We start from the raw sequence: 20,795 nt of genomic DNA, 5'->3' as shown, positions 1-20,795 counted from the left end.
CCAGGAGGACCGGCTACGGCTGGAAACCGTAGTATCGCCACACCATCCGCTCGTAAACACGGCTCGGGAGAAACCTGCGGGACCAGAAGGACAAGCGGACGTCACGGCCGCACAGGTAGGTCTGCCGTGGCCGGTCCGCGGCCAGGATCATCGCGACCTTACGGGCCACGGCGGCGGCGGGCTGTCCCGCAGCCAGGTAACCGCGTACGAGGTTCAGCACGGCGGCACGATCGCCGTCGTAGGCGGTGATCGGCCTCGACACATGGACCGCCGTGTCGACGATAGGGGTGACGGTCCATCCCGGGATGAGCACCGACACATGGATGCCCGACCCCGCCGCCTCCATGCGCGCGGCTTCGCCGATCCGCTCCACCGCGGCCTTCGTGGCCGAGTACCAGCCGCCGTAGGGCTCGGCGACGGCCCCCGCACCGGAACTCACGACGATCACGCGGCCCGCGCCTCGCGAGCGCAGCAACGGCAGCACTGCGCGCAGTACACGGAGCGTGCCGAGGACGTTGGTGTCGTGGAGCGCCGCGGCCTCGGCGGGTGTGGTCTCCTCGACCGCGCCGACGACGCCGTACGCCGCGAACGTGACAACCGCCTGGATGCTGCCGTGCCTGGCATGCACGTCCCGAACCCAACCGTTCACCGCCTCCTCGTCGCGCACGTCGACCCGAGCGATTCCGGGCGCGGCGACCCGGTCACATCCTTCGACCGTGTACCCCAGCGCCGCAAGGTGGTCCATGGTGGCCGCGCCCATGCCGTTGGCGGCTCCCGTGACGAGGACGACCGTCACGCGGCACACACCTTCAGTACCCGCGGCAGAACCTCCAGCCGCGCCGACTCCACCATGGTGATCTCGCCGTCCAGTTCCAGCGGCGCCGGACGATCCGGCCGCAATTCCACCACCGAATCCCGATGGCACACCGCCAGGCGCGACCGCCGGAAGCGGCCCGCGTACAGTCCCGCGACCACGCCGAGCGTCCGGAGCCTTCCCGCCTCGGTCCAGATGTTCACGTCGAACCGGCCGTCGCCGCGGGTAACCGCCGTGTCGTAGCGCATGCCGCCTGCGAAGTGCACGCTCTTGAGCACGCCGACGTTGGTGATCGGGGCCGCGTGCACCCAGTCGCCGCCACGCACCGCGACCGGCAGCGGCCGATAGGTGGCGATGGTGGCCAGCGCGGTGGCGATGATGGCGGCTTCCACGCTGCGCGATTTGAGCCAGCCGACCACCCCCGTGGCCTGATTGAACGAATCATTGCCCGCGGCGACCAGCCCCATGCTGGCGTTGAGCAAGAAATAGCGCACGGCGCGCGTACCGTCGGCCAGCAGCACGCCTGCCTTGCCCACGTCGACGAGTTCGGCGCGCGCGGCGTCGACCCGCACCGGAACGGTTCCGATCCGCCCGCTGTCGGCCACCGGTTTGTGGAAGTCGTTCGAGCTGCCCAGACCCACCGCGCCCAACGCGCAGCCGGGGGCGCGCGGGCGGTCGGTGGCCGGGTCCATCAGCGCGTTCAGCACCAGGTTCACCATGCCGTCGCCGCCCGCGGCGACCAGCACAGGTGGCGGATCCGGCCGGGTGACGGCAGCGCGCACGAGATCGGTGGCATGCTCGGCGTCGGCGGGCAGTTCGACGGACAGGTCCGTGTGACGTGCGCGCAGCGCGGATTCCACCGGCTCCCAGCGCCGCAGCGCGGCGCCCGCGTTGGCCCGGGGGTTCAGGACGACGAGCACGAATCCTCCTCGATGCCGAGCCATCGGCGTAGTGCGCGGTGATCTCCCGTCGTGACGAGCCCGGTCCGGGCCACGGCCGGTGGGATGTCGGCGGCGCGCGCGCCGACCAGGAAGACCGGGATGCCCAGTTGCGCGGCAGGCCCGTCGTGGGCCGGGTCGTTGCCGACCATCACGCAGTCACCAGCGGCCGCGCCGAGGTGGTCGAGCAGTTCGCTATAGAACTCGAGCCGCGGCTTGGCGCGGCGCATGATGTCGCCGCTGGTGACGAAGGCGAACAAGGTGGGTTCGAGTCCGCCCCAGCGGATCCTCGCCTCGACGGTGCTGCGCGGCCACAGCGGATTGGTCGCGATCGCTTGCCGCGCCCCCGTCTCCGCCAGTCCGCGCACCGCGCTCACCGCAGCCGGTCGCGGCGGGAAGCATGTTCGCAAACGGGCGAACTCGACCTCCGCGAGCCGCTCGAGCCGGTCGGAGACCACCTCGCGACCGGCGCCGAGGCGTTCGGCGAGCAACCGCACCATCAGCTCGGTGTTGGTGTGGTCACTGTCGTTGGCGCGCACGTCACTGATCGTTCGGCGCAGCAGCGGCAGAAAACGCTGCGGCGGAACCAGATCACGGAACACCCAGGCCGCGCCCGCGGGCATCAGCGTCGCGAAGGTGCGCCGCCGCTGCCCGATCAGCGTGCCGTCCAGATCCCACAGCACGGTCGGTCGTGGGCTCATTCCTGGCTGTCCAGCACTGCTTGCAGGTCCGCTCTGGTCAGCCCGAGACGAGCGGCGTAGTCGTCGAGGCCCAGGGGCTCGGGGCGGGAGCCGCCGAGCCCGGTGCGGGACCGGAGTTCCCCGGCGTATGCCGCGCCCAGGTCGTAGACCGTCTTGGCCAGCGCGGCAGGGAACAACCACCGGCCGAGGTCACGCTGGAACACCCGGGTCAGGCGGTAGGGGGCGATCAAGCGGGCGCCGACGGCGGCCAGGGCCCCCGGATCGCGCAGCGAACTCATCCGGGCCGCCTCGTCACCGGGGACCAGCAGCAACCCGGCCCACAGCCGCCCGAAGCTGTCCAGTTTCTCCCGCTTGTCGGAGGTCATATTGAATTCGGTGTAGGCCTTCTCGATGCGGGAGGTGTGCGTGGAACGGCTGCGCAGCAGCGTGCGCACGTCGGAGACCTTGCGCGCGGTGTCGGCGCGGGTGAATCGGTCCACGCGCGGCGCGATCCGGTCCAGCAGCCTCGCGAAGTCCGGGTTCGGCACCAGCCGGTGCGCCAGCGCGAGGGCGTGATACATCAGGCCCTCGCTGCCCGCGGCTGCGATCCGGCCTGCGAGCAGGTTGTAGTCGAGGTCCGCGCCGGTGTGCCGGGCCAGGTTCCAGATGTCGCCGAGTTCGCGTACCCCGGTCTTGTAATAGGGCAGGTGGATACCCAGATGGTGCAGATTGTCCTCATGCGCCATCGCCCATGCGGGTACGCCGTGGAAGTCGATGGGACGCACGCGTTCCCATATCGCGGTGTAGTCCACGGTGTAGGGGGCCAGCGGCGTGATCAGTCCCCAATGCGTGCCCACCACGAGAGCGCCGTCGCGTGAGACGAACGACGGCAGGTGGTGGGAGCGCTCGGTCCGCACGCTGGGCGCCTTACCCAGCAGCTCGGAGGTCGCGAACAATCCGAGTTCGCGGTAGATCTCGACGGCCGAGTCGACCTGATGTGGTTCCAGCAGGATGTCCAGGTCGTTCATGCGCTTGTAGTGCGGGTCGCCGTAGACCTCGGTGGCGAAGAGCATGCCCTTGAGCACCACGCAGCGCACGCCGCGTTCGTCGAACCGTCGCAACAACCGCACCGCGCCGGCCAGGCGGCGGTCGTTCGCGGTCGCGATCCGCTCGGTCACGGCGTCGAACCGCACCCGGACCAGCGGGGGCAGCAGTTCGTACACCTCGGCGGCGATCAGCGAGCGACGCACCAGCGGGACGGTCGCGTTGAGCTGAGCCAGCTCGAAGAAGGCCGCCCAGTCGGTGACCCGGTGGGCCAGCTCGACCAGTTCGGCGCGTTCTTCTGCGGTGGGTGTGGCCAGCGCGGCGTGCACCAGCAGCCGTTCGGCGGCCGTCCCGCCCGCGGCGATCACAGTGTCGGTCATGTCAAGCGATCCCTTCTTGTTCGGGATGGAAGCCGAAGCGGCGGGCGACGGTGTCGATGCGGTCCAGTGCGCGGTCGAGGTGGTCGCGGGTGAGGGTGGCCATCATGCTGATCCGCAGGCGCTGCTGGTCGCGGGGCACGGCCGGGAATTCGACGCCGTTGACGAACACACCCTCCCGATGCAGGGCGGTGACCACGTCGGCGACGGCGAGGCGCTGCGGGACGAGCAGCGGGATGATCGCGGTCTGCGGGTCGACTGCGAACCCCATCGCGCGCAGCCCGCGCACGAAATAGTCGACGTTGTCGTGCAGCCGCGCCACGCGCTCGGGATGCGCTCCCAGGAAGTCGATTCCGGCGAGCACCGCCGCGACCACCGAGGGTGCCAGGGCGGCGGAGAACATATAGGAGCGGGCGAAGAAGCGCAGGGTGTCCACCAGATCCCGGGATCCGGCCACGAAGCCGCCGGTACCCGCGAAGACCTTCGAGAACGTGCCCATGGTCAACTCCACCGACCCCGGCCCGAGCCCGAAATGCTCGGCGGTGCCGTGCCCGCGCGCGCCGAGCACGCCGGTGCCGTGCGCGTCGTCCACCGCCAGCCACGCGCCGAACGCGTCGCACAGCGCCCGGATCTCCGGCAGCGGTGCGACGTCGCCGTCCATCGAGTACACGCCCTCGACGGCCACCACCACATTCGCCCCTGGGTTGCGCCAGCGGATCTGCATCAGCCGGTGGCGCAGATGGCGCAGATCGTTGTGCGCGAAGGCCATCGAGCGGACCCGGCCGAGCTGGATGCCGTCGTACAGGCTGGCATGGTTCTGTTCGTCGTAGAGCAGCACGTCGCCTCTGCGGAGCAGACCGGTCACCCAGCCGACATTGGCCGCATAACCGGAGGAGAAGACCATGGCCGATTCGCAGCCCTTCAGTTCGGCCAGCCGTTCCTCGAGCCGCCGGTGCAGGGTGGTGGTGCCGTTGAGCAACGGCGGGCCGCCGTGGCCAACCCCGTACTCGCGAATGGCGGCGATGGCGGCGCCGACAACGCTCGGTTCGTTGCCCAGGCCGAGGTAGTTGTTGGACCCGAGCATGATCAGCTCGTCGATCTCGCCGGTCGACGGATCGCGCACCGGGACGACCGGACCGGACGGCCCGGCCACTTCCCGCAACACGAAGCCGCTGTCGCGAGCGCGCCGCGCGTAGGGCCGGAACTCCGCGAAGCGCTGGTCGAACGTGTGCGCGGCGGGGTCGAGGTAGTGCTCCAGGCTGAAGTTCTCGCCGTGGGCCGGCTCGAGTGCGGTCACGATCGCTGCTCCCGTCCGATACTCACGGTTCCCGCGCGGCCGTCCAGCACCAGGACGTCACCGTTTCCGATCAGGCCGGTGACGCCCGCGACTCCGACGACCGTGGGAATACCGAGTTCGCGTCCGATGATGGCGGTGTGCGAAAGCAGGCTGCCCCGTTCGCTGACCAGGCCACCCGCCGCGACCATGAGGAACACCCAGCCCGGATCGGTGGTCGCGGCGACGAGGATCTGCCCGTCGATCGCGACATCCGGGTCCGGGGTGTGCACAACCAGCGCGGGCGCCTCGACCCGCCCTGGGGCGCAGCCGATTCCGTGCAGGACGCGCGGCGCGGCGGCGGCCTCCCGGCCCGGTTCTTCCAGCGCCGGATCGGCGATTCCGGTCGCGGCGATCCCCGTCGTGACGATGCGGGACGGCAGACGCTGCGCCTGCCAGCGCTCGTAATCCGCCTTGCGCAGGGCGACGGTGCGCGCGGTGTCGGTGTCCACCGCCGTTCCGCGGGTGAGGGCCGCGATCTCCTCGTAGGTGAGCCAGAAGACGTCGCGCGGATCACCCAGCAGGCCGTCCGCGTGCAGTCGCCTGCCGTACTCCCGGAACACCCGTTTCAGCAGACCGAAGGCGCGACTTCGGCCCAGCCGCATGTTCTCCCGCTGCTTGACGTGTTCGCGGGCGAGACGGAGCGCGACCCGGAAAACCCAGCGGCGCCCGCGTTCGCGGGCGAACAGTTCGGCCGCCGTCCGCTCGGCCGCGCGCCGGATCGCCCGCTCCCGCGCGATCATGTCGTCGGCGTTCTGCCCACCGCGCAGGTAATTCCGCAGCATGGGCACCAGCCGCTCAGGGTGCTCGCTCAGCGGATCGGTCTCCAGCTTGAGTTCGTCCACGGTGCGGTCGCCGAAGGCGGTGATGTGGCGCACGCAGGCCGCTCGGAAAGCCGTGAACCGGTCTTCCGACAGGGCCGTCCACACCTGCTGGGCGGTGGCGGGGCCGTCGAACAGCGCACGCAACTGCGCGTCGGCGCGCACCCGCGCGGTCAACGCCAGCGCCGACCGCACCGGATCGACGCTCTCGACCCCGTCTTCGCCGCAGAACAATTCGTTGCGCAGGGTCAGCGCCGCGTCCTCGGCCAGCCCTGCTCGGCGCAACTGCAGTCCGACGACATGAAACATCTGCTGGGCGAGGAAATCGTTGAAGATCTGCACCGAGTACGCGGGCACGAGCTCGTCGAAGAAGCGCTCCGTCCACGCCAGCAACGCGTGTGCGTCGCGTTCGCGCTCCGGTGTTTCCCCCTTCAGCCTGCGTTCGAGATCCGCGGTAGCCGCCGCCAGCGCGGTGAAGAACGCGCGCAGCCGCCGGGGCAGACGCAGCCAGCCCAGCAGGATGATGGTGAACACGCGCAGCCGCAGCGCGATCGCGCGCAGCCGAGCGACGCCGCGAACCGGCGGGGGCCGCCGCTGGTATCGGTTCTCGATGTTGAGCGCGGCTTCCCACCCTTCGATGGCGAATTCCATGCCGGGAATCTCGAGGAACAGGCGATACCAGTTGCTGATGTTGTAGTAGATCCGGCCACGGGCGGTGCCGACCAGATACGGATACAGATCGGCGGCATTGCGTTCGACGATCCGCGCGGTGGCGCCGAAATCGCGGTGACAAGTGCGGAAGACTCGCTCATAGGCGGCGCGCAGCACCGAGAACGTCAGCGGACTCGACAGTCCCGGATACGATTCGGCGACATTGACATTGTCGAAGATCGTCTCGCGGGCCCCGGTCGCCGTGATCGGCCTGGCCTGCAACAGGTGCAATCGCCCGTCGGGCGAGTAGGCGAACTCGATGTCCTGCGGTGCGCCGAAGTGGCCGGCGAGCGCGGCCGCCACCTCCGCCAGCTCGCGGATCTCCGTATCCGACAGCGCCGCCGCCGTCACCGGTTCGGCGAGTTCTTCGACAGCGGTCCCCGTGCCGTGCGCAGACGGCGCCACCAGGCTGCGCTTGTCGGCGACCACCCGGGACGTGATGGCGCCGGTGTCACGGTCGACGAAGTAGGTATCGCAATCCACCGTGCCCGCCACCACGCCCTCGCCCAATCCGAGCGCGGCCGCTACGACGATCTCCGACGGATCGCCGGTTTGCGGATTGCAGCTGAACACGACCCCCGACACGGCGCTGTCGAGCAGCACCTGCACCACCACGGCGCAGGCGACCGGCACGTCGTCGAGCCCGCGGCGTGCTCGGTAGAACAGCGCGCGCTCCGACCAGGCGGAGGCCAGGACCGTCCCGATCGCGGCGGCCAGATCGGCCGCCGGGACGTTCAGCACGGTGTCGAGCTGTCCGGCGAAGGAGTCGGTGGCCGAGTCCTCCCCGCGCACCGAGGATCGCACGGCGAAGCGCACTCCGCTGCCGGCGGCCAGTTCGGCGGCCACGGCGTCGAGTTCGGCGGCGATGTCACCGGGCAGCGGTTGTCCCTCGACCAGGGCGCGGATCCGGGACGACACCGACTGTAAGGCGGCCGGATCGTCCGGGTCGAGTTCGCCCAGCAGGGCGGCGACGGCATCGGCGGACGGGGCCAGCAGGCGCGCGCACGCGTCGGTGCCGAGTACGGCGAACGGCGGCACCCGATATCCGGCGGCCGCCAGCCTGGCGAGGTTGGCGGCCTTGGCGCCCGCGCGCACGGCGGCCGCCGGATCCGCCGCGAGGGTTTCGGCACGCAGTATCGCGCCGGTGGTAGCACTGGTCATCGTGCTGCCTCCTGTCTGGTCCGGGTCGCCGGGACGGCGCGCAGGCGCCGGGTCAACCGCACCAGGACCGGGTCGGGGGTGTTGGAGATCTCGGGGTGCTCGCGCACCCGCATCCCGTTCACCAGTTCGAAGTCGTAGCGCGACAGCACCATCGCCAGACCCACACGGGCCTCGATCAGCGCCATCTGCTGGCCCACGCACAGATGCGCGCCCCAGCCGAAGGGGAAGTACCGGAACGGCGGGCGGGCCCGATTCCGCTCCTTGGTGAACCGGTCGGGATCGAAGGTCAGCGGCGCATCCCAGAACCGGGACAGTCGATGATTGACGAACGGACTGATCACGACGATCGCGCCGGGCCGCAGATCGAACCGGTCGAAATGGTCCGGCTCGCGGGCGGTGCGGCTGAACGCCCAAGCCGGAGGATGCAGACGCATCGCCTCATCGATCACGCGCCCGGTGTATTCCAGCTCGGGCAGCGCGGCCCGAACGGCATCCGGCTCGTCCGGCGCGCCCGGCAGCGCGTCGATCTCCGCGCGCACCCGATCGAGCACGGCGGGGTTTCGGCCCAGTTCGTAGATCGTCCAGGCCAGCGCCGCGCCGGTGGTCTCGTGACCGGCGAGCAAGAAGGTGAGCACCTCGTGCCGCAATTGCTCGTGGTCCATCGCGTGCCCCGCGTCGTCGCGGGCGGCGAGCAGCCGGGCCAGTAGCGAACGGTCGTCGCCGCTCCGCCGGTGCCTGCCGATCACCTCGTCCACCACGCCGTCCAGCCGTTGCCGCACGCCCCGCAGTCGCCGGTTACCCGGAGTCGGAACCCGCGGCGGCAGCTGGATCGGCGCGGCCATGTGCCGCATGACCCACGAAACTCCCTCGCGCACATCGTCTTCGATCTGCGCGAGCACGCCGTCGATGTCCGCGCCGAGCACCGCCCGGCACACGACATCGGCGGCGAATCCCATCAGCTCCGGCACCAGGTCGAAGGCCGCGCCGTCGGCGGCGCGTGCGTCCAAGCGGGTATACATGCGCTGTCCGCACTCGACCATGAGCGGGATCTCGGTCTCCACATGCCGGCGCGCGAAGGCCGGTTTGATCAAGGCGCGCTGACGTTTCCACAGCTCGCCACCGCTGGTCAGCAGGCCGGGCCCGAGCAGGTGGTTCAAGCTCCGGTAGCTGATCCCCTTCTCGTAGCGCCCCGCACGGGTGACCAGCACCTGCTCGATGTGTTCCGGTTCGACCAGCAGGTGCACGTGCTGGTGCGCCAGGCGCAGCCGGACGCTGCCGTAGCGCACCGCGGACTCGTAGAACAGGCCGAGCGGGTCCGTCCGGTAGCGAGCGTACGCACCCAGCGGATGCCGGAGGGCCGGTCCGTCGAGGCGGCGCTCACCGGTCCTGGTCGGCGGCGTCACCGGACCACGTCTCCCCCGCGCCCGGCGCCGACCAGTTCGCCCGCATCGCCGTCCAGCAGGCGACGCGCCGCGATGCGCTGGACTTTGCCGCTGGTGGTTTTCGGGATGGTGCGCGGCGCGACGATCCGCACACCGGCGGCCAGCACCCCGGTACGTTTGCTCACCGCGGCCCGTACCGCACGGGCCAGCGCGTCGTGCTCGCTACGCGCCACGGCGGTTTCGACGATCAGGTGCAGTTCTTCCGACCCGCGGTCGGCGTCGGGTCGTCCCACCGCGACGACGCCGCCCGGCCGCACCCCCGGCACCTGCTCGGCGGCGACTTCGAAGTCGGTCGGCAAGTAGTTCGCGCCGCGGATGATGATCAGGTCTTTGCCCCGCCCCGTGATCCGCAACCGGCCGTCGCGCAGGTAGCCGATATCGCCGGTGTCCCACCAATCCTCCGCCCGGGTGGCGGCGGTGGCGTCGGGCAGCCGGAAATAGCCCGGCGTGGTGGACGGTCCCCGGAATTGCACCCGGCCGACGAGATTCGCGCCGCGCGGCGTGCCGTCCTCGTCCACCACGCGCACCTCGGTGCCCACCACCGGCGCACCGCAGTCGACGATGTCGAGCGCGTCCCCGTCACCAGGCGGAACATCCACGGCGACACCTTCTTCGGCGAGCGCGCGGCGCGACACCGAGTCGAACCCGATCGGCGCCCGCGGGTCCGACACCGTCACCGCGAGCGACGCCTCGGCCAACCCGTAGCACGGCACGAGCGCGTCGGCGGACAGTCCCCAGGCCCCGAACCGGTCGACGAACCGCCGCACCGTGGGGGGATGGATCGGTTCGGCGCCGCAGAACAGGAACCGCCACGCGGACAGATCCACCCCGTCGAGTTCGCCGTCGGCGATTCGCGCGGCGGCGTAACCGTAGGCGAAGTTCGGTGCGGCGGTGAGGGTTCCGCGGTGTCTGCTCGCCGCGCGCAGCCAATCGGCCGGGTGGCGCAGGAACCGGCTCGACGGCATCACCACCGCGTCGACACCACGGAACAGCGGCGTCAGGAAGCCGCCGATCAGGCCCATGTCATGGTGCAGCGGCAACCAGCCGACCCAGGTGTCGCCGGGGCCGATCGCTGCGGCTACGGCGATCTGCTCGCAGTTGGCGGCCAGATTCGCGTGGGTGACCTGAACACCCTTCGGTGTGCCGGTCGAGCCGGAGGTGGCTTGGATGAACGCGACATCGTCCGGCGCGGGAAGGCGAGGCGGGAGCGCGGGAGCGTTCGGTGTGCGGGCCAGCCCATACAGCGCCGAGGCGTCGATCGGGGCAACCGAGGCGGGCAGCGGCAACGTGGTGAGCACTGCGGACGTGCTCACCACGGCCGTCGGCTCCAGATAGGCCAGCAGCCGGGTGCACCGGTCCAAGAAGAGGTCGGCGGCCCCGAAACCGCCCGGAGTGGCGATGGCGGTGGGCACCGCACCCAGCAGCAGCGCACCGAAGAAGGCCGTGACGAACTCCGCAGACGTGGGCAGGCACAGCAGTACGCGGTCGCCCCGGCGGACGCCCTCGGCGGCCAGGCCCGCCGCTGCGCGGCCCGCGGCGCTCGCCAGATCATCGTGCCGCCAACGGATCTCGTCGTCGTCCCGCGCCGCGCGCTCGGGCAGGATGACCGTCGACGCCGCCGCGGTCCCTCGTTCACCGCCGGACAGCAGTGCGTGCACGATGCTCGGGTGCTGTGGGCGCAAAGCCCCGGATGGTGTGGTCATGTCTGGTCCTCGACGTAGCGCACGATCGTGGCGACCGTGGTCAGCCGGACGGCGACGTCCTCCGGGATGCTCACGGAGAAGGCCTGTTCGAGCTGAATGGTGAGTTCGATGGCAGTCGGCGAGTCGAGTCCGTAGTCGATCAACGGCGCCATCGGGTTCAGGTCGGCCGGGGGCACCCACAGCACCTCCCCGACGATCGCGCGGACCCGCGCCTCCAGATCGGCCGTGCCGATGTCGTCGCGCCCGCTCATCCGAGCAACTTCCCTTCCGTCACGCAGGCGCGCACCGTCTGCTCGAGGTCGACGTCGTCGCCGGTGTCGATACGGTGGAACGCCACTTCAGGGAAGGTGGTCGTCAGTGTCTCGCGCACCCGCTCGTAGCCCGCGCGCAGAGCGGTCAGCCGCTCTGCGGTCTCGTGGGCCTCGACCGGACCGCGCGCCGATCGCCGCACACACCGCGCCGCGGCCTGCTCGGGCGGCGCGTCGAGCCACAGCACCGCGTCCGGCAGCGTGGTGCGGAACCGTTCGGCGAAGCCGGACACCGCACCGGCGATGTCACGACCGACCAGTTCCGCGATCTCCGACAGCAGCAGCCACGGGTCCGGTGAGCTGCCCAGCCGTGCGGCTTGGGCGTGCTGCCAGGCCAGGATGTCGGCGAACGTGCCCGGCCGATGCCGTTCCAGTACGGCCGCGATCTCGTCCTGCCGCTCGCGGCAGCGCCCGTCGGTGCCCGCCAGCGCCACGTACAGCGGGCCGTAGACGAGCAGTTCGATCAGCGGGTGCCGTTCGCACACCAGCACATTCGGCGACCAGGTGCGCAGGAAGTGCTCTTCCACCGGCCCGAACAGGGTCATCTGCAGATACATGGCGGTGGCCTTCATCGCCACGTCGCCGATCTCGTCACAGCCCACGCTGAAGGCCCGGAGCTGCCGGGACAGATCGGCGAGCGGAACGTCGCGGGTGTCGTGGAAGTCGGGACAGGTCATCGACGCGAAGCCGCTGTCCTCGGCCGCCAGCGCGCGAAGCGCGGCCAGCACCGAGGACTTGCCCGCGCCGTCGATGCCGACCAGGGCGACCCGGCGGGTGTGCGCGCCGCTCATCGGTCGTCCTCGCGCAACTGGGCGAGCACGGCGCTGGTGATCTCGGCTTGCGCCGCCGCGCCGTCGAGCCGGATCCAGCCCAACTCGTCCGACAGCGCGTCGAGCGCCTCGTGGCTGCGCTGCTGGAAGGTCAGGAACGACTCCTCGTCGCCGTACCCGCTCTCGTAGTCGCTGCGTAACCGTTTGCGGCTGAGCGCGTCCTGCGGCCGCACCGCGAGATAGAAGGTGCGGTCGGGTTCCGGGAAACCCGCCGCCAGACTGCGCAGGACGGCCGGATCGCCGCCGTGGGCCACTTCGGTGGCGTAGTACTTGTACCAGTACGCGTTGGCGAGCACGATGTCCGCGCCGCGTTCGGCGGCCAGGTCCAGGGACAGCTGCATGGCGTGGAACAGGAAATGCGCACGGCTGAGCGGGGTGAGCAACTGGAGGTAGCCGTAGATCTCGGCGGGACTGCCCCAGGGGAGTTTCGAGGAGACCTTCGGGTCCAGGAACGCGTCCCAGATCGTCACCGCGGCGACACTGTGCCCCTGCGCCTCGAATTCGGCGGCGATCCTGGCCACCTGGGTGGTCTTGCCCGAGCCGTCGCCACCCGCGAGGCAGATGAGACGTTTACGTGCGGTCAGTGTCGTGTCCTTTCCCGAGCGGCGCGGGGCGCGAGGTGATCCGGCGGCATCCGTCGCCGTCGTGAGTGTTTCGTCGAGCACTGCGGCCGGCGGCGAATCCCGCTCCGGCTTCGCGCGAACAGCGACGTCCGTTCGCCGGTGGGCAGTGGCCGGTTCGTCCGCCTGGGGGGCCTCGGCGGAATCCGCCTCCAGGATCCGCACCACTCCCCTGCTGCCGTCGATCCGGATCCGCTGACCCGATCGCACGGCGCTCGTCGCCCCCGCCACGTTCAGCACGGCGGGGATGCCGTACTCACGCCCGATCACGGCGGCGTGGGACAGCATCCCGCCCACCTCGGTCACCACACCGGCCACCAATCCCAGCGCGGGAGTCCACCCCGGGTCGGTGAAACGGGTGACGAGGATGTCGCCTTCGCGCAGTCGGCCGATGTCGGCGAGCGCGGTGATCACCCGCGCCGTTCCCTCCGCGACACCGGGACTGCAGCCGAGGCCGGACAGGTCGCCGTCGGCGACGGCGCGCACCGCCGCGACGGTCACCCCGCCACCGAGCTCGTGTGGTGGTGTCAGATCGCGGTAGCCCGCGTACATCGCACGGCGGTAGGCGATCACGGAGGCGAGACCGGCTGCCTGCACGCGACCCGCGACCAGGTCGGTGAGCTCGTGGATGGTCAACTGGAACGCGTCATCGGCGTGCTCCAGCGCACCCGCGGCGGCCAAGCGGATGCCCGCTTCGACCACGTAGGCGCGCACGACGGCGTAACACTGCGACGAGAATTCCCGCATCCGTTCCCGGGCGACGAGATAGCGGCGCATCCGTTCGATCTGCTTGTCCAGCGCCTTGGCGAACCGCATCCGTATCGCGGGCCGGGCACGGACCCGGGCTCGCACCGCGGCAGATTCGGACTCGAAACGTTTGCGCTGCTCCACCAGCGTGGCGGCGGGATCCGCGGGCGCGGCGCCGTTCTCGAGCATCGCCGCGATCATCGATCGCACCCGCTGCGGGTCCTCCGACCAGCGCGGGCAAGTGAGGTCGAGTTCCGCGTCGGCGTGAAAGCCCTGCTCGGCGAGGAAGGACTCGAGCGCCTCGTCCCATTCCCGGCCGTCCAGTCCGGAACGCGTCGCCACTCGGTGCAGTTCGACGATGCCGCGCTGAAGCGCCATGTGGCTGATCTCGGCGAGACCGCCCATCAGGTCGATGGCCGAGGTGGTCGCGCCGGTGGCCGCGTCGACCTTGTCCAGTAGCTGTTTGAAGTCGGTCTGCACGCTGGAGTTGTGATAGATCGTCGTGAAGTAGGTGCGCTCGGTCGCGGCGTGCAGTGTGAGCAGGCAGTCGGCGAGATCGGCGGCGAAAGTCGCCTCGTCGGTATGCGGCAGCGCGAGTACCCGCTCACGCCACGCCGCGTACTTCGCGGGCCAGCTCGCGGCGAACGTGTCCACGACGGCGAGCTGTTCGCGGTAGGCGCGCTGCACCGCGAGCGCGACCGGCAGTGCGCGGGCGACGGCCAGTGGCGTGTTCGGCGTGCGGATCGGCCCCTCCGGGCCGTAGTCGTTGCGGACACCCAGATCGTCGTCGAAGTGCTGTTCGTCGAAACCGGGTATGCGCTGGAAGCACTTCTTCACCGCGCTGACGTTCCAGTAGGCCCGGCCGTAGTACATCGCCATCCAGTCCGGCTCTTCGCCCGGCCCGGCCAAGCCCAAGCCTTCGAAGAACCGCTGCATCGAGTACTGGAAGGCGTTGTCGTACAGCGAGAACATCATCGGTGTGCACACCCGGGCCGAGACGCCGCCGTCGCGCAGGTCCGCGTCGGAGAACTGGTCGATGTCGGTGCGCCAGCTGATCGCGGTGACCGCACGCGACTGCAGCAGCCATAAGGCGCCGTCGCCATCGATCGCCCATTCGATGTCCTGCGGCCGATGCCTGCGCGCCTGCACCGCGAGCAGCAGCGCCGCCAGCGCCTCGGTGTCGGCGCCGTCGAGCCGGACATCCTCGTCGCCTGCCTCGCGCGCCACCACTTCGCCGTCGGACAGCCGTAGCGTGTAGCGAGTCGGCGTGACCTGCCCGGACACCAGACGCTCGCCCACGCCGTGGCAGACTTCCAGCACCGCGTGCTCCTCGGCGCCGGTGAGCGCATCAATGCTGAAACCCACGCCCGCGCAGCGTGCCTCGACCATGCGCTGCACCAGGACGGCCACCGTCGCCTCGGCGTCGGCCATGCCACGGCGGGACAGATACGCCCGCACACGCTCGTTGCGCACCGACGCCCGGCACCGCTCGATGTGCGCCCGCAGCGCGCCCACCTCCGCGATATCCAGATAGGACTCGTACTGGCCGGCGAAACTGGCGTCGTCGAGGTCCTCGAGGACGCCGCTGGAGCGCACGGCCACCGGGAACCCGCCGATGGCCCGCACCCAGGCGGACAGGTCGTCGTCGCCGACACCGTCCAGGTCCAGATCGGCGGGCACGACGAAGCCCGGTGGCACGGCGAATCCGTCGGCCAGCAATTCGTGCAGGGTGGCGGCTTTGCCGCCCGCCCGGGTGGGCGTGAAATCGGCCGCGCCCAGGAACATCGGGGCGGAGGCTTCGGCCGTGGTGATCACAGTGGTGGCTCCTGTCGGAAGCAGAACGGGGCGCAGGTCGTGGCGAGCGGCCAGACTTCGCGCCGCGCGCACACCGGCGACGGTGAGCGCGCCATAGGACGGACTCGCGGTGCGCGGTTCGAAACCGAGCAGCAGCGTCTCGGCCATGCAGGCGTAGACGACTCCGGCGGGCAACCCGGTTTCGGGCAGCGCGGGGGTCTGGCCCAGCGGCAGCGCCATGCGGCCGCCGCCGACCAGGGTCAGGTGCGGCTGCTCGGCGACCGCCGGGTCCACGTCGCCCGGTACGGCGAGATCGCAGATCAGCACCGGGTGGTGCGCGGCGAGATGATGTGCGGTGATCAGCGGCTCCGCCGAGTTGGTGGCGGATACGACCACCCGGCAGGCGCTCAGTGCCGCCAGGTCCTCGCTCACCGCCACCTCGCCCGGCAGCCCGGCGGCTACCCGGCGCAAGCGCGTCCCCGCCCCCGGCCTTCCCACCAGCACCAGCGAATCGGCCAGCGGGGCAAGGAGTTCGGCCATCACCGCGCCGATGTTGCCGAGTGCGCCGACGATGCCGACCCGCCGCTGTCCCGGCGGCAACGCGGCCAGTTCGGCGCCGAGCACCTCGTAGGCGCAGGCCGCGGTGAGCGAATTGCCGGAGGTGACCGTGATGGTGTCCTCCGCCACCTCGCGGGCGGCGTCGGTGACGATCGACGTATAGCCGCCCAGCCCGATCACCGTGGCTCCGGCCGCGATCGCTTGCTCCACCGCGTGCCACACCAGTTCCCGCACGTGGGTGCGCTCGCCGGCACGCTGATGCGCGACGATCTGTTCAGCCGTCAAAGGCAGCGCGAACAGCATCATCTCGACCTCGGCGCCGGTGGGCGAGGAGATCGTCTGCCTGGTCAGCTCGAAGGGATCGGCGACGGCGCGCAGCCGTTCCAGCAAGGCGGCGAATTCCGAGTCGGTCCACGCGTCCAGCTCGGGAGCCGAGCGGCGCAGGTCGGCGGTCTCGGGCAGGTTGGCCAGGAACGCCACCCGTACCGGCGCCTGCGGATCCCGCGCCGGTGGCAGGTCGGCACGCCGCGGCAGCGGGGCCCGGTCCGTCACGACGGCTTTCGTCGCGGCCGCAGCGGCCAGGTGCGCCAGCAGTACGTCGTACCGGCCGCGATGCAGCAGCGCCGCGACGTCGTCCAGTGCTGCCGCCAGCCGCGCCATGTCGGCTTCGGTGACGAAAGCCGAGGGTTGGACGCGCAGGGTGGTCGGGGCCGAGAGAGTGGGCAGCATACGGATCGCGTGCCGGTGCAGCAGGTATCCGGCCACCACATAGCCGAACATGTCGGGCGCGCAGATCTCCCGCAGCAGCGCGGATTCCGGCTCCGGCGCTCGCAGCTGTACGCCCTGCAGGAGCCCGCGCCCACGCACGGCAACGATCTCGCGCGGCCAGCGGCGGGCCACCTCGTCCAGACGCGACCGCAACCGCGCTCCCGCATCACTGATCCGGAGTTGATTGTCGCGCAACAGATCCAGCGCCGCGTCCGCGACTGCCGCCGACAGCTCGTCGTCGGCGAAGGTGGAGGTGTGGTACCGCCCGAAATCGGCCACGGAGTGCGCACTGTCCACCAGCAGCGCGGCGATCTTCACCAGTCCGCCGCCGAGCGATTTCGACATCAGGTAGTAGTCCGCACGCACACCCGACGGCGCCGATGCCAGGAACGTGCCGGTTCGGCCCATGCCGCACTGGATCTCGTCGAAGACCAGCGCCGCGGCGTGCCGATCGGCAAGGTCACGCAGCGCGCGCAGGGTGGCGGCGGGAACCTCCCGCACACCGCCTTCGCCTTGGACGGGCTCGGCGAACACCGCCGCGACGGGTGAGAGCCGCCGCCATGTGCGCACGGGCGCGCCGTCGGCGGCGAAGCCGATGACGCCCACGGTGCACAGCTCGTCCGCGTACGCGGCGGCCACCTCGTCCGGCGCCCAGGTGGCGAGCCGTCGGCGCGGCGGCCCGGGCACGACCAGATCGGGCGGGGTATCGGCGTGTTCGGTGAGCGCGAAGGCTCCGGCGCTCTTTCCGTGGAACGCCCCCGCGAGGGACACGAACACCGGCCCACGCTCACGCAATCGCGCGATCCGATCCAGCGACTCGGTGAGCACCGCCGCGGCGGTCCGCGCTTCGGCGTCCCCCGCGGCCGCCAGTGGGCGCACATCGTCCAGCCGGTCGCGGCGGAGCCTGCGCAGCGCCCGCCGCAGCTCGGCGTCCAGCTCGGACAGGGCGCGCGCGTGCGCGACGGCTGCGTGCCGGATCGCCGCCTCGACGGCGTCGGCTCCGGTGGAACCGAATGTCACCACATATCGCCGCCCGGTGCACGCGCCGACCGACTCGGACAGCCGTTTCGCCAACCGCCCGACGCCGGGCCGGACACTGCCCTGCGCGACGAATGGCACCTGCTGGTTCAACATCGCGGTCGCGGCACGCACCAGCGCCGGATGATTGTGGCCGAACAGTGCGGCGCCGAAGCCGCCGACCAGATCCAGCACCCGGGTGCCGTCCTCGCGAACGAGATGGTCGCCGTCCGCGACCGTGTACACCACGTCCAGGTGGCAGGCTCGCAGCAGCGCGGCCAGCCCGGGACGGTTGTACGCGGCGAAGTCGCCGAACGGGTCGGATCCCGCGGATGGCAGCTGCTCCTGCTGCCCTGGACGCCCGGTCACGCCCGTGCCCCGGCCCGGGTGTGCCGGGTCCGGCTCGACTTCGCCGTCACGCACGCGATCACCTGGCGCGCGGTATGCAACGTCGCCGCTTCCTCATCGGAGATGGTGATGCCGAACTCACGCTCCAGTTCGATCACCAACTCCACCGACCGCACCGAGTCCAGGCCATAATCCAGCAATGGCGTGTCCAGTTCTATTTCCACCGTGTGCAGGCCGCGTGAAAACATGGCGACAACCCGGTCGGTCACGGCATCGAATTCATTCATTATGCGCCTCCTCAGCCGCACACAAAACCTTTCCGGTGGCGCGAAATACACCCACAGCGCTATGCCCACCCGGTCGATCAAGGCCGCATATACACAGTTCAAGACAAATTTTCACGCCTGCCGAGCCCGCACCCACGCACCCTCCGATATCTGCGAACGGGACTGCGAATCTCACTGCCCGCCTTCTGCGTGCGGCGTCTCACCGCAGCGTCACACGTTCACACATCTGTACACCCACACTATGCGGGCTGCAATTCGAAAAACCCTGACGAACGGCACGTTTCGCTAGAATGCAATTTTCTGGCTAATTTTCGCCACTGTGTTTCCGGAAACAAAGCGGAACCCCATGGGAGACACCCCGGGAAAGGCGCTGTCCCAGACGATTTGACACACAGGCGTTCACGGTGCGCCTGCGTCAACTGTCACCGCGCGACACAATAAAGTCGTCATTTTCGGAGACCGTGCTGTTCATGCGGCATTCACCCGCCGGGCCATCCGGAACAAATACCAACCCATCGGTATTTATAACTCGAATCGCTCCTACCGCATCGGGGCAAGAATATGAAGTCACGTAACGACGTTTTCACTCTGCGCGCCAACGCCTTCGGACCATCCGAGGACCAGCTAATTCCTGGACCGCCACCGGCATGTGACGCCTATCATTACCAGCCGGTAGTATGCGTGATTGCTGTGACCGCCCACAACCAGCGCATATCGCCTCGAGGGGATTCATATAGCGGGCGGCACGCTTCGAACTTCGGCGCGACAGCGATATGCCGAGGGCATCGCGCTGCTCGCGCGAACGAACCAGTCGACTCCCCGCCCGCCGATGCGGCCAGGCAGGCCGGTCCGTGGGCAGCGCTCGACATCGTTATCCGGCGTGCCGGGCCGATGAGCAACCGGCCAACCGCACTGCTCGAGCGCTCAGAACGCGTAACGCACCGTCAACCAGGGCGTCCGTTCGGCGATGAGGTCGGTCAAGGCCCGGACCCCGGCCGCCTTCACGTCGTTGCGATAGCGCACGTTCCACATGCCCGATTGTGAGCGCTTGGCCTGCTGGATCGGCGGCTGCCACAGTAGGTCCTCGGATTTCGGGTGCCAGCCGAGGTTGACCTCGTGCAGTTGCTCGTTGTGAGTGAGCATGATGATCTCCGCGGCGGCCTGCGTTTTGAAGGCCCCGCCCGTGCCGTCCGAGAGCTGCTCCAGCAGTTCCGCCCAGTCCTCCTCCCAGCCGGGACGAACGACGACGGGTGAGAAGTTGACGTGCACCTCGTAGCCCGCTGCCACGAAGTCATCGATCGCGGCGATGCGCTGCCGGATCGGCGTGCTGCGCAGGTCCAGCAGCCGGGAGTCGGCCTCGGGCATGAGCGAGAACCTGATCCGGGTCCGCTCGCGGGGGTCGAGATCGAGCAGGTCGCGGTTGACGTACTTGGTGGCGAACGACGCCTTCGCGGTGGGCCACGCGCGGAACGCGGTGATCAGGTCCGCGACGTTGTCGCTGACCAGCGCGTCGACCGAGCAGTCGCTGTTCTCGCCCAGGTCGTAGACCCATGCGTGGGGGTCGCACTGGTTCGGCACGGTCTTCGGCCCTTGCCTGCGCACGTGACGTTCCAGGTAGCCGACGATCTTGTCGATGTTCGTGAACACCGTGATCGGGTTGGCGTAACCCTTGCGCCGGGGGACGTAGCAGTAGGCGCACGCCATCGCGCAGCCGTTGGATGTCGAAGGTGCGATCCAATCGGCCGAACGGCCGTTCGGCCGCGCCGTCAGCGACTTCTTGACTCCGAGCACCAAGTCCTCGGTCTTGACCCGGATCCAGCGGTCGACATTGCCCGCATTGCCGTGTAACCGGTCGATGTTCCAATGCGAGGCGACGGTGACGATCTCGGCATCGGGGAAGCGCGCTCGCACCTGCCGACCGCGCGGGCTCGCCAGCGCGTCCGGTTCAGCCCATATGCGGCGAACATTCAGCAAGCGGGGGCCCGATGGAGGAAGGAAGGGGTCCTGATCTGGGACGAAATGAGTCATGACCTCTGCCTACCGCACACCACCGACAGATCCATGGGGCACGCGACCCCAACAACGGCGATCTCACAGCAACGAGAGGCTGCCCCACCCGGCGAGGTGCTCGTAGACCGCACCGGCCCGATCGCGCATGGTCCACGTCACCGCTGCGCAGCCGGTGCGGCGAGACCCAGCCGGGCGCGGACGGCGCCTGACGAGCGACAGCGACACCGGTGAGCGTGAGCATCAAAGGAGAGGAAAGGACCAGAGCCCACGAGACGGTCTGCCAGGGCCCGAGCTCACGGGCGAGCAAGCCGCCTTCCGCGTAGCTCACGTGTCACCGGCCATCCGGCTCGGCGCGGTCATCGCTCGCGAACAGGCCCGCCACCGAGTCCTGGCGGACCGGTCCGCCGAGTCCATGTACGTGAGCGGCATTCTCCAGCGGGAGTGCCGCTCATTCCAGGTACTACCAGCGTCCCTGACCGGCGGC

The 20,795-nt window shown here is 69.9% G+C and carries 13 protein-coding genes; all 13 read right to left on the bottom strand.

Annotated features, from left to right (window positions below; all coding sequences use genetic code 11):
* Positions 1-13 precede the first annotated feature (13 nt).
* The 13 genes from NNI01S_RS21560 to NNI01S_RS21500 all read right to left on the bottom strand — a co-directional run bounded on the left by NNI01S_RS21560 (position 14) and on the right by NNI01S_RS21500 (position 20,329).
* Complete coding sequence (locus NNI01S_RS21560) at positions 14-796, bottom strand: SDR family NAD(P)-dependent oxidoreductase (protein WP_157114901.1); 783 nt, start codon at positions 794-796, stop codon at positions 14-16.
* Complete coding sequence (locus tag NNI01S_RS21555; protein ID WP_063021937.1) at positions 793-1,734, bottom strand: diacylglycerol/lipid kinase family protein; 942 nt, start codon at positions 1,732-1,734, stop codon at positions 793-795. Before NNI01S_RS21555 ends, NNI01S_RS21560 begins: the two co-directional genes overlap by 4 nt.
* On the bottom strand, positions 1,719-2,453 hold the full coding sequence (locus tag NNI01S_RS21550; RefSeq protein WP_084489121.1) for an HAD family hydrolase: 735 nt from the start codon (positions 2,451-2,453) through the stop codon (positions 1,719-1,721). Before NNI01S_RS21550 ends, NNI01S_RS21555 begins: the two co-directional genes overlap by 16 nt.
* Positions 2,450-3,856 carry a nucleotidyltransferase domain-containing protein gene (locus tag NNI01S_RS21545; protein WP_063021935.1) on the bottom strand — a complete coding sequence of 469 codons (1,407 nt, stop codon included), beginning with the start codon at positions 3,854-3,856 and terminating at the stop codon, positions 2,450-2,452. Before NNI01S_RS21545 ends, NNI01S_RS21550 begins: the two co-directional genes overlap by 4 nt.
* Position 3,857: 1 nt before the next feature.
* A complete protein-coding gene (locus tag NNI01S_RS21540; protein ID WP_063021934.1) occupies positions 3,858-5,150 on the bottom strand; it encodes an aminotransferase class I/II-fold pyridoxal phosphate-dependent enzyme in 1,293 nt (430 codons plus the stop codon).
* Positions 5,147-7,879, bottom strand: a complete 2,733-nt coding sequence (locus tag NNI01S_RS21535; protein ID WP_063021933.1) for a PEP/pyruvate-binding domain-containing protein — start codon at positions 7,877-7,879, stop codon at positions 5,147-5,149. The genes NNI01S_RS21540 and NNI01S_RS21535 overlap by 4 nt, the downstream gene beginning before the upstream one ends.
* The gene (locus NNI01S_RS21530) at positions 7,876-9,282 is read right to left on the bottom strand and encodes a cytochrome P450 (protein ID WP_063021932.1); all 1,407 of its coding nucleotides are present in this window, start codon (positions 9,280-9,282) and stop codon (positions 7,876-7,878) included. Before NNI01S_RS21530 ends, NNI01S_RS21535 begins: the two co-directional genes overlap by 4 nt.
* Complete coding sequence (locus tag NNI01S_RS21525) at positions 9,279-11,024, bottom strand: AMP-binding protein (RefSeq protein ID WP_084489119.1); 1,746 nt, start codon at positions 11,022-11,024, stop codon at positions 9,279-9,281. The genes NNI01S_RS21530 and NNI01S_RS21525 overlap by 4 nt, the downstream gene beginning before the upstream one ends.
* Positions 11,021-11,275 carry an acyl carrier protein gene (locus NNI01S_RS21520; RefSeq protein ID WP_063021930.1) on the bottom strand — a complete coding sequence of 85 codons (255 nt, stop codon included), beginning with the start codon at positions 11,273-11,275 and terminating at the stop codon, positions 11,021-11,023. The genes NNI01S_RS21525 and NNI01S_RS21520 overlap by 4 nt, the downstream gene beginning before the upstream one ends.
* The gene (locus tag NNI01S_RS21515) at positions 11,272-12,123 is read right to left on the bottom strand and encodes a nucleoside/nucleotide kinase family protein (RefSeq protein ID WP_063021929.1); all 852 of its coding nucleotides are present in this window, start codon (positions 12,121-12,123) and stop codon (positions 11,272-11,274) included. Before NNI01S_RS21515 ends, NNI01S_RS21520 begins: the two co-directional genes overlap by 4 nt.
* Positions 12,120-18,089, bottom strand: a complete 5,970-nt coding sequence (locus NNI01S_RS21510) for an aminotransferase class III-fold pyridoxal phosphate-dependent enzyme (RefSeq protein WP_084489117.1) — start codon at positions 18,087-18,089, stop codon at positions 12,120-12,122. Before NNI01S_RS21510 ends, NNI01S_RS21515 begins: the two co-directional genes overlap by 4 nt.
* Positions 18,032-18,301 carry an acyl carrier protein gene (locus NNI01S_RS21505; protein WP_063021927.1) on the bottom strand — a complete coding sequence of 90 codons (270 nt, stop codon included), beginning with the start codon at positions 18,299-18,301 and terminating at the stop codon, positions 18,032-18,034. Before NNI01S_RS21505 ends, NNI01S_RS21510 begins: the two co-directional genes overlap by 58 nt.
* A gap of 924 nt (positions 18,302-19,225) precedes the next feature.
* Positions 19,226-20,329 (bottom strand): spore photoproduct lyase family protein, encoded by a 1,104-nt coding sequence (locus tag NNI01S_RS21500; protein ID WP_063021926.1) that lies wholly within the window; start codon positions 20,327-20,329, stop codon positions 19,226-19,228.
* Positions 20,330-20,795: the final 466 nt, after the last annotated feature.

This window comes from Nocardia niwae NBRC 108934 = DSM 45340, assembly GCF_001613465.1.
Taxonomy (GTDB): domain Bacteria; phylum Actinomycetota; class Actinomycetes; order Mycobacteriales; family Mycobacteriaceae; genus Nocardia; species Nocardia niwae.
This window is presented reverse-complemented; position numbering and strand designations above follow the sequence as displayed.